The organism is Phenylobacterium sp. (assembly GCF_016793285.1).
Classification (GTDB): Bacteria; Pseudomonadota; Alphaproteobacteria; order Caulobacterales; family Caulobacteraceae; genus Phenylobacterium.
On the sequence record NZ_JAEUMO010000110.1, the window covers coordinates 1 to 9,369 of the forward strand.

A 9,369-nucleotide genomic window follows, 5' to 3' on the forward strand; every position below is an offset into this window, starting at 1 on the left:
GCCCGACTTCAGGTCGACGGTCAGGTCGGAATTGTGCAGCACGTAGTTGGCGAAATACTCCTTCACCACATAGCCGCGGTAGCCCAGGCAGACGACGAAGTCGTTGAAGCCGTAGGACGAATACAGCTTCATGATGTGCCACAGGATCGGGCGGCCGCCGATCTCGATCATCGGCTTCGGCTTGAACTGGCTCTCCTCGGAGATGCGCGTGCCGAGACCGCCGGCCAGGATCACAGTCTTCATGCGGCCCTCTTAACGGACGCGGCGCGTCGGCCAAAGCCTCTTGCCGGAAAGGTCGCCGCGCGGGATGGGAGGTGATGGCCGCGCCGCGCCCCGCCCCGCTCGTGAACTTCCTGGTCGCCGGCGCGCAGAAGGCCGGCACGACGGCGCTCTTCGACTATCTCGGCGACTACGGCGACATCGCGTTGCCGGCCGAGAAGGAGCTGCATTTCTTCGACGACGAGGCGCAGGACTGGAACCATCCCGACTATGACGGCTACCACGCCCGCTTCCCCCAGGTCGCTCATGGGGTCCGCGGCCCGCCGGCGGGCGAGGCGACGCCGATCTACATCTACTGGCCGCGGAGCCTGGAGCGGATCGCGGCCTACAACCCGGCCATGAAGCTGATCGTCGTCCTGCGCGACCCGGTCGAGCGGGCGTGGTCGGGCTGGCGGATGGAGACGAAGAACGGCGTGGAGACCCGGCCGTTCGCCTGGTGCGTGCGCGAGGGCCGCCAGCGGCTGTTCGAGGCCGCCGGCCCCGGGCGCCCGTGGGGGCATCATCGCGAGTTCTCCTACGTCGAGCGTGGCTTCTACGGCGAGCAGATGGAGCGCCTGTTCGGACTGTTCCCGCGCGAGCAGGTGCTGGTCCTGACCTCGGAAGCGCTGCGCGGCGGTCACGGCCCGGCGCTGGGCCGGGTGCGCGCGTTCCTGGGCCTGCCGCCGGCCCCAGCGCCGGCGCAGCGCGAGAGCCATGTCGGCCGCGACGCCGGGGACCTCGACCCCGAGGACGTCGCGTTCCTGCGCCGGGTCTACGCCGCCGACGCCGAACGGCTCGCGGCGCTGACCGGGATCCGTTTCGGTTAGCTCGACGACGGCGGCCACAGTTTCGACCCGCCGCCGCAGGAGGTTCGGCCGATGCGACGCCTCGCCCTCTCCGCCCTGGCGGCGGTCCCGGCCCTCGGCCTGACCGCCGCGGCGCCTGTCGGCGCGCCGAGGCTCGGCCTGCCGATCGCCTGCGAGCCCGGCCGGACCTGCGAGATCCAGCACTACGTCGATCGCGACGCGGGACCGGGAACACGCGACTACCGTTGCGGCCCCGAGACCTACGACAGGCACACGGGCGTCGACATCCGGCTGCCGGACATGGCCGCCCAGCGCCGCGGCGTGACGGTGCTGGCCGCCGCCGCGGGCAAGGTGCGCTACATCCGCGACGGGGTCCCCGACCAGCCGCCCGGCCACGCGACCGGCCCGGAGAACGGCTGCGGCAACGCCGTGTCGATCGACCACGGCGGCGGCTGGCTGACCGCCTACTGCCACATGGCGAAGGGCAGCGTGACGGTGAGGCCGGGGCAGGACGTGGCGGCGGGCCAACCGCTCGGCCGGGTCGGGATCACCGGCATGAGCGACTTCCCGCATCTGCATTTCGACGTGCGCCAGGGCGAGCGCGTGGTCGATCCGTTCGCGCCGGACGCCGCCGCGGCCTGCGGCGCCCGCCAGACCCCGCTCTGGACCGCCACCGCCGCGGCGAAGCTCGCCTACCGGCAGGGCGTGGTGCTGAACGCCGGCTTCACCGCGGTCCAGCCCAGCAAGGACGACGTCGAGGATGCCGCGGTGCGACCGTTCGCGGGGGCCGCGTCGCCCTGGATGATCTTCTACGTCCGCGCGATCGGCCTGCTGCCCGGGGACGAGGCGGAGCTGACGCTCACGGCCCCGGACGGCGCGACTCTGGCCACGGTGCGCCGGCCGCCTCTGGCGCGCTGGCGGGCCGAGGACTTCAATCTCATCGGCAAGCGGCGTCCGGCCGCAGGGTGGCCCAGGGGGCGCTACGTCGGCGACTACCGGGTCTGGCGGGGCGGCAAGGTGGCCGTCAGCCGGCGGATCGAGGTTTCCCTCTGACGCGCGGCAGACCGCCGTTGAACGACTCGTGATCCGCGGCCGCCTTTGCCGTGGTCCAGCTTTCCGCTAGGGTCCGGCCGTCAGCCTAGCTCTCCATGGCTGTGTCGCTTTGGCCGGATGACGGATCGCGAGATCGGTCGTCCGGCCTTCGCGTTTCTGGCTCCGCGCCATCGGCTCATGCGGCGGGGTGGATCGTCACCACATCGTGGCGGGCCAGCCAGAGCAGGCCCCGCTCCAGGAAGTTGCGCCGGCCCTCGGGGATCAGCTCGCGCAGGCGCGCCACGGGCGCGGGTCCCTGCTCGGCGAGGAACACGATCACCTTCTCGCACTCGGCCGCCGTGGGGCGGTTGAAGCGGCTGTAGGCGGCCAGGGGACCGTCCAGCCGGGCCTTGGCCGCCGGCCAGGTCATTCCGGGGTTGAGGACCAGGACGTCGCTCGGCTGCAGGTGGCGCGTCGGATAGCCCGCGAACAGGACATAGGGGTCCGGGCGGTAGGGGTTGCTGCGCGGGGCGACGTGGGGGCGTGCGCGCCGCCGGGCGTCCTGTTCGGCCCACAGCGCCTGGTACTGGGGGATGATCGCGGCCCAGTCGAACACCTCGCGGGCCTGCCGCCTGGCCTGCGCGCCGAGGGTGCGGCGAAGGTCGGCGTCCTCGAACAGGCGCAGCAGCGCATCCTCGGCCTTCTGCAGGTCGAGCGCCACGTACTGGGCGGTCGCGCCGACGTAGTTGTCGTAGATGAGCCAGGCGTTGTCGAAGTAGTAGGCGAGGTCGCCGCCGAAGTTCGGGCGGGGCGCGGTCGTCGGGATGCGGAAGCCGTCCAAGCCGTCGCGCACCGTGTCCTTGTAGCCGTTCCAGTCGCTGACGACGCACGGGATGCCGGCGGCCATGGCCTCGACCGGCGTGAGGCCGAACGTCTCCTGGATGTTGTCGGAGAAGCTGATGAACAGGTCGGCGACCGACCAGATCGAGAAGCGGACGTCGGGCGGCCGGCCGTCGATGTGGACGTAGCGGACGGACGGACAGAGCTTGGCGGTCTCGCCGTGGAAGACGTCGCCGGTGCCGGCGGGTTCGATCCAGCCGGAATTGACCCACCAGATCTCCTTGTCCGTGCGGCGGGCGGCGCGCTCGAGCGCCATGGCCATCAGGGCGGGGTTCATCTTGGCCTTGGCCTGGAACCGGCCGACGTAGAGCACCACGATGGCGTCGTCGGGGATGCCGAGTTCGTCGCGCCAGCGCTTGCGGTCGGCCGGCGAGGTCTGGAAGTCGTCGCAGTTGACGCCGAGCGGGATGGTGACCCGCTGGAGTTCCGGTGTGCAGCGGGGGCCGTGCAGCTCGTCCAGGTACTCCCGCATCATCTGCATCTGGGTCTCGACGGCCGCGCGGACGGCCGACGACGTGCAGATCAGGGCGTCGTAGTCGTGCAGCGGCGCCAGCAGCAGGTCGCCGACGATGCGCATGACCCGGCCGGTGGCCGTCGTATGGGTGATGCCGGTGAGGGCGTAGAGCTGCTCGCCCACCAGCCGGCGGCGCCAGGCCTCGGTGTCGATGCCGGGCGAGGGGAAGTTGAGGACGCCGGCCTCGGCGAGGCGGCGGCGGTCGGTCTGGGGGATCCAGGAGATCGGGCGCGTCGGCGCCTCGATCCGTTCGACGAGGGCGTCGAGTTCGGCCTGGGGCCGGCCGGCCACGTTCCAGAAGTGAAAGCGCTCGACGTCGGCGTGACGCACGAAGCCGCGCAGGAAGCTCTCGCCGGCGGAATGGCGCCCGAGGAGCACCTGGCCCGACGTGTCGAAGCCGTTGGGGTGGAGGTAGATGGCCGCGTTGGACATGGGTGAGCGCTCATAGCCCGGGCGTCGGCGCGCGCAAAGGGCGGCCGCGCGGATCGGCCGGCGCGGGCGCGGCGGGGCAAAAGAAAAGGGCCGCCCCGAGGGGCGGCCCGATCCTTGTTTCGTCGTTCGTAGGTCGACTTAGACCCCGAGGATGTTCGCCGCCTGGATGTCGGCCAGCGAACGGCCCACCAGGGTGACCGCGTCATCGACGTCGCCGTCGTTGTCGCTGTCGGCGAAGACCACCACGTCCGAACCGACCTGGACGACCACGTAGATGGCCGGACCACCCACCTGGCTCACGGCCAGGCTGTAGGCGGCGTCGTAGGTCGAAGCGGTCAGCTCGATGTAGTTCGTGCCGTCCGCACCGGCCGGCAGAGCGCCGAGGCCGAACGCCAGACCGTCGGTGGCCTGCCAGTCGAGGATCTGGTCGGGCGGCGAGACGGTGCCCGCATCGCCGCTGGCGAAGAGGAACACGTCGTTGCCGTTGCCGCCACGGAGGGCGTCGTTGCCGGCGCCGCCCATGATGGTGTCGTTGCCGTCGCCACCTTGCAGGGTGTCGTTGCCGGCGCCGCCGACGAGGCTGTCGTTGCCGCCGCCCGCGTCGAGGTTGTCGGCTTCCGAGCCACCGTCGAGGGTGTCGTTGCCTTCACCGCCGGTGATGACGTCGTCGTTGGCGTCACCCGTGATGGAGTCGTTGCCGACGCCGCCCGAGATCACGTCGTTCAGAGCGCCACCGGTCGCGCTGTCGTCGCCATCGCCCAGCGTGATGCTGTCGTTGTTGGCGCCGCCGACCACCTGGTCGTTGCCCGTGCCGGCGTCGATGACGTCGTTGCCGCCAGCCGCGTTGCTGATGGTGTCCGACCCGTCGCCGCCCTGGACGTTGTCGTTGCCAGCGCCCGAGATGATCGAGTCGTTGCCCACGCCGCCGTTCACGGTGTCGTTGCCGGCGCCGGCGTCGATGACGTCGTTGCCGTCTTCACCGAACACGGTGTCGTTGCCCGTGCCGGCCGAGATCGTGTCGTTGCCGAGGTTGCCGTTGATCAGGTCGACGCCACCCGCGGCCGCGGTGTTCACGATCGAGTCGTTGCCTTGACCGCCGAGCAGCGTGTTGGCGCCGCCGTTGTTGGTCGAGATCGAGTCGTTGCCGGCGTTGCCCGCGATGTTCGCCACGGTCGAGCCGGTGTTGCCGCCGGTCACGGTCTGGACGATCGAGTCGTTGCCGTCGCCGAGCACGACCACCAGGTTGGCGTCGCCCGCCGTCACGGTGTCGTTTTCCGAACCCGCGTCGATGCTGACGTTCGAACCTTCGGTCGAGGCGTTGGTGATCTGGTCGTCACCGCCTTCACCGAGGATCACGTCGTTGCCGGTGCCGGACACGATCGAGTCGTTGCCCAGGTTGCCGTTCAGCAGGTCGGGGCCGGCGCCGCCCTGGATCGTGTCGGTGCCTTGACCGCCGAGCAGGGTGCCGCTCGTGCCGGTGGAGCCTTCGATCGAGTCGTTGCCGAGGTTGCCCTGAGCGAAGTTGCTGCCCGTGCCGACGTCGATGGTGTCGCCATCAGCGCCGCCGTAGACGGTGTCGTTGCCCGCGCCGGCCGAGATCGTGTCGGTGCCCGCGTTGCCCTGGACCAGGTCGTTGCCGCCGGCCGCCGAGATGCTGTCGTTGCCGGCGCCGCCATAGAGGCCGTCGCCGCCGGCGCCGCCCGCGATCGCGGCTTCGTTGCTCGTGTCGCCGATGCGGAGGATCGAGCTGTCCGGGAAGATCACGTTCTCGTAGCCCGTCACCGTGTCCGCAGTCGGACCCGCGATCGAGGTCGGGAACGTCACCGTCTTGCCGGTCAGGCCCGAGATGATCGTCACCGTCGCAGCCTGCGTCGGCGTCGAGGGGTTGTAGCGAACCGTCGTCAGGTTCGCGCGCTCGCCCGTCTGGCCGAACACCAGGTTGTCAGACACCGCGTTGTACGACGAGGCCTGAGCGTCGGTGATCGTCTCAAAGAAATAAGTCGCCATTAGTCTCTCCAGTCTGTGTCACACGGGACCCCTGGCACGCTTGACCCCCATCCCCGATGGAGCGTCCCAGCGGTCCATTACCCCAACGCCATAGCACACGGCTGCGGCGTCAGGTTAGACGAGCCCGAGGGGAGACGTATCGGAAGCCTGCCAAATACGCAACCTGAAAAAGCCTCGGGAATCCCCCAGGAAATCCCGAGGTGTTCGAGTGTGGCGCCGGCGCCGCTACTCCTCGCGGAACGCGTCTTCCAGCGTGTCGGTAATGGGCGAAATGATGAAGCCCATGACCGAGCGTTTCCCGGTCACGATCAGCGCCATGGCCGGCATGCCGGGGGTCATCTGGACGCCCTTCTTGAGCTTCTTCAGCTCGCTCTGCGGGATCCGCAGGTCGACCCGGTAGAAGGCCAGCCCGCTCTTCTCGTTGGTGATCCGGTCGGCCGAAACCACCGAGACCTTGGCGTCCAGCGAATCGTTGAACCGCTGGTTCAGGCCGGTGAGCTTGACCTTGGCGTCCATGCCCACGTGGACCTCGTCCACGTCCTCGGGCTTGATCATCGCGGTGACCGTGAGCGGCACGCCCGAGGGCACCACGTCCATCATCACCTCGCCCCCGCCGACGACGCCGCCGACGGTGAACTGGGTCAGGTTGAAGATGTAGCCGTCGACCGGCGCGCGCACGACGGTGTTGGCCAGGGTCTGGCGCGCCGTGGTCAGCCGCGGAATCACGTCGGCGAGCTTGGCCTGGCTGTCGCGCAGCCCTTCGGCCGACTGGCTTTCGCGCTCGTCGCGCAGCGAGGCGAGCTGCATGCGCGTCTCGCCCATCTGCTGCCTGATGCGGGCGATCTCGGAGCCGAGCTGGCCCTTGCGGCCCGCCAGCTCGGCCAGGCTGCGCTCGTAGCGCAGGATCAGCGTCTTCGGCGCGAAGCCCTGCTCGTTCAGCTTGCGGTAGCCGGCGAGCTCCTCCTCGGTCAGCCGCTGCTGCTCGTTGTTCGAGTCGAGCTGCGCCTGCATCCCCTCGATCTGGCTCTGCTGCTGGTCGATTCGCTGGGCCAGCACGGACGACTGGCTCTGGAAGAGCTGCTGGCGGCTGGTGAACAGGAACTGCTGGTCGCGGATCAGGGTGGCGACCCGCGGGTCGGTCATCCGCGACATCAGCTCGGCGGGCAGCTCAAGCTGGGTCTTGCCCAGGGCCTCGGCGGAGAACCGCGCGCTCTGGGCGATCAGGGTGTCGTACTGGTTCTGCATCACGTCGACGCCCGCCCGGGCCTCGACGTCGTTGAACAGCAGCAAGGGCTGGCCGGCGCGGACGAACTGGCCCTCCTGGACCATGATCTGCTTGACGATCCCCGCCTCGCGCGGGCGCAGGGTCTTGCGCTGGGCGTCGGCGCGCACCTCGGCCTGCGCGGTGATGCCGGTCGCGAGGCTGGCGACCGAGGCCCACAGGCCCAGGCCGATGACGAACGCGCCGATGACGCCCGCGCCGACCATCATCGGCCGCTTCAGGCGGTGCTCGAGCTCGGGCGGGAGCGGGCCCTTGTCGTCGCCGCCGAACGTGGGGGCGACGTAGTTGGCCCGGGTGGGCGTCAGGTCGAGCTTCATCGGCCGCCCTCCACGGCGCGGACCTCGGTCGGCGGGGGCGCCGCCGCCGGCGCCGGCGTGGCCTGCTGCGGCTGCGCGGCCTTGACGAGGCGGGCCATGACCTGGTCGCGCGGGCCGAACAGCTCGACGCGGCCGTCGCGCATGACCAGCATCTTGTCGGCGGCGCGGAACACGCCGGGCTTGTGGCTGATGATCACCACGGTCGCGCCGTTGGCCTTCATGGCGTCGATGGCGCGCATCAGGGCGTCCTCGCCCTCGGCGTCGAGATTGGCGTTGGGCTCGTCCAGCACCACGAAGGCGGGCTTGCCCAGCAGCGTGCGCGCAAGGCCGACACGCTGGCGCTGGCCCGCGGAGAGCACCACGCCGCCCTCGCCCACGTCGGTGTCGTAGCCCTTGGGCATGCGCAGGATCAGTTCGTGGACCCCGGCGAGCTGGGCCGCGGCCACGACCTCCTCGTCGGTGACGCCCTCGCGGAAGCGGGCGATGTTGTTGCGCACGGTGCCGGCGAAGAGTTCGGTGTCCTGCGGCAGGTAGCCGACATGCCGGCCGAAGTCGGCGCGGTCCCAGGAGAACACGTCGGCGCCGTCGAGGCGCACGACGCCGTTGAGCGGCCGCCAGATGCCGACCAGCAGGCGCGCCAGCGTCGACTTGCCGGCGCCGGACGGGCCGATGACGCCGAGCACCTCGTTGGGATCGACCGCGAAGTTGACGTTGGCCAGCACCAGCCGCTGCACCCCGGGCGGGGCGAAGTTCACGCCCTCCACCGAGAGCTTGCCGAGCGGACGCGGCAGCGACGTGGCCGAGTTGGGAGGCTCGGCCTTGGCGAGCAGGCCGTTCAGCCGCTCATAGGCGCGGACCATGTTGTTCAGCGGGTCCCACGAGCCCACGATCTTCTCGATGGGCTGCAACGCGCGGCTGGCCAGGATCATGTTGGCGAACAGCATCCCGGAGTGGATCTTGCCCTCGAGGATCAGGTAGGCGCCGATCGCCACGATCAGCACCTGCATGCCCATGCGCACCGCCTTGATGATGTCGGTGTACATGTTGGACGCCTCGGCCGCGGCGGCGCCGCGCTCGATCGTCACCTGGCGGTGGCGCGCCCAGGCCTGGCCCAGGGTCGGCAGCATACCCATGGCGCGGACCACTTCGCCGTTGCGCAGCGCCGCGTCGGTGAAGCCGTAGCTGCGCAGGGCCGCCTCGTTGGCGTCCTTCAGCGCGCCCTGGGTGGCGCGGGCCTGCAGGATCGCCAGCAGGAAGAGCGCGATCGCGCCCACCACCGTGATCACACCGACCAGCGGGTCGATGATGAACAGCACGATGAGGAAGACGGGAATCCACGGCACGTCGAAGAAGGCGGCCGCGGCGATGCCGGTCAGCGACTGGCGGAACTGGTCGAGGTCGCGCAGGGCCTGGGCGCGCGCGCCCGGATCGCCGCGCACCGCCGCGTCGAAGAGCGCCGTGAACACGCGGCCCGACACCCGCTGGTCCAGGGCGACGCCATAGTTGATGAGGATGCGGGCGCGAAAGTCGTCGACGATGCTGGAGATCGCGAACACGAACAGCGTGACCAGCGTCAGCATCCAGAGCGTCGCCTGGTTCTGGCTGACCATCACCCGGCCGTAGACCTGGTAGGTGTAGAGCGGCAGCGCCAGGTAGAGCAGGTTCGAGACCAGGCTGAAGCTGAACGCGACGACGGCGGGGCGATAGCCCTCGCGCAGCGCCCGCCCCAACACGTTGTCGGGGAGCGTGTTCAGGAACGTCAGGAATTTCATGTCGCCTAGGTCGTCCCTTCAGAGCGCAGGGCCTGATACACCAAACTTC

7 protein-coding genes are annotated in these 9,369 nt (G+C 70.1%); 2 read left to right on the forward strand and 5 right to left on the reverse strand.

The window, feature by feature from the left end; all coding sequences use genetic code 11:
- Nucleotides 1-243, reverse strand: a 243-nt coding sequence (locus JNL41_RS11040; RefSeq protein WP_293474879.1) for an NTP transferase domain-containing protein, incomplete at its 3' end; no start/stop codon positions are given.
- A gap of 74 nt (nt 244-317) precedes the next feature.
- Between JNL41_RS11040 and JNL41_RS11045 the strand changes: the two genes are divergently transcribed.
- Together JNL41_RS11045 and JNL41_RS11050 are read left to right on the forward strand one after the other, a co-directional pair.
- Nucleotides 318-1,085 carry a sulfotransferase domain-containing protein gene (locus tag JNL41_RS11045; protein ID WP_293474881.1) on the forward strand — a complete coding sequence of 256 codons (768 nt, stop codon included), beginning with the start codon at nt 318-320 and terminating at the stop codon, nt 1,083-1,085.
- 51 nt (nt 1,086-1,136) lie between these two features.
- On the forward strand, nt 1,137-2,117 hold the full coding sequence (locus JNL41_RS11050) for a M23 family metallopeptidase (RefSeq protein ID WP_293474883.1): 981 nt from the start codon (nt 1,137-1,139) through the stop codon (nt 2,115-2,117).
- A 175-nt stretch (nt 2,118-2,292) separates the two neighbouring features.
- On the opposite strand, the gene JNL41_RS11055 is transcribed toward JNL41_RS11050, so the two are convergent.
- The 4 genes from JNL41_RS11055 to JNL41_RS11070 all read right to left on the reverse strand — a co-directional run bounded on the left by JNL41_RS11055 (nt 2,293) and on the right by JNL41_RS11070 (nt 9,320).
- A complete protein-coding gene (locus JNL41_RS11055) occupies nt 2,293-3,942 on the reverse strand; it encodes a glycosyltransferase family 4 protein (protein ID WP_293474885.1) in 1,650 nt (549 codons plus the stop codon).
- Between the two features lie 138 nt (nt 3,943-4,080).
- Entirely contained in the window at nt 4,081-5,949 is a 1,869-nt protein-coding gene (locus JNL41_RS11060; RefSeq protein ID WP_293474887.1) for a calcium-binding protein, read from the reverse strand.
- Between the two features lie 225 nt (nt 5,950-6,174).
- Nucleotides 6,175-7,548, reverse strand: coding sequence for an HlyD family type I secretion periplasmic adaptor subunit (locus tag JNL41_RS11065; protein ID WP_293474889.1), 1,374 nt, complete (start codon nt 7,546-7,548; stop codon nt 6,175-6,177).
- A complete protein-coding gene (locus tag JNL41_RS11070) occupies nt 7,545-9,320 on the reverse strand; it encodes a type I secretion system permease/ATPase (RefSeq protein ID WP_293474891.1) in 1,776 nt (591 codons plus the stop codon). Before JNL41_RS11070 ends, JNL41_RS11065 begins: the two co-directional genes overlap by 4 nt.
- Nucleotides 9,321-9,369: the final 49 nt, after the last annotated feature.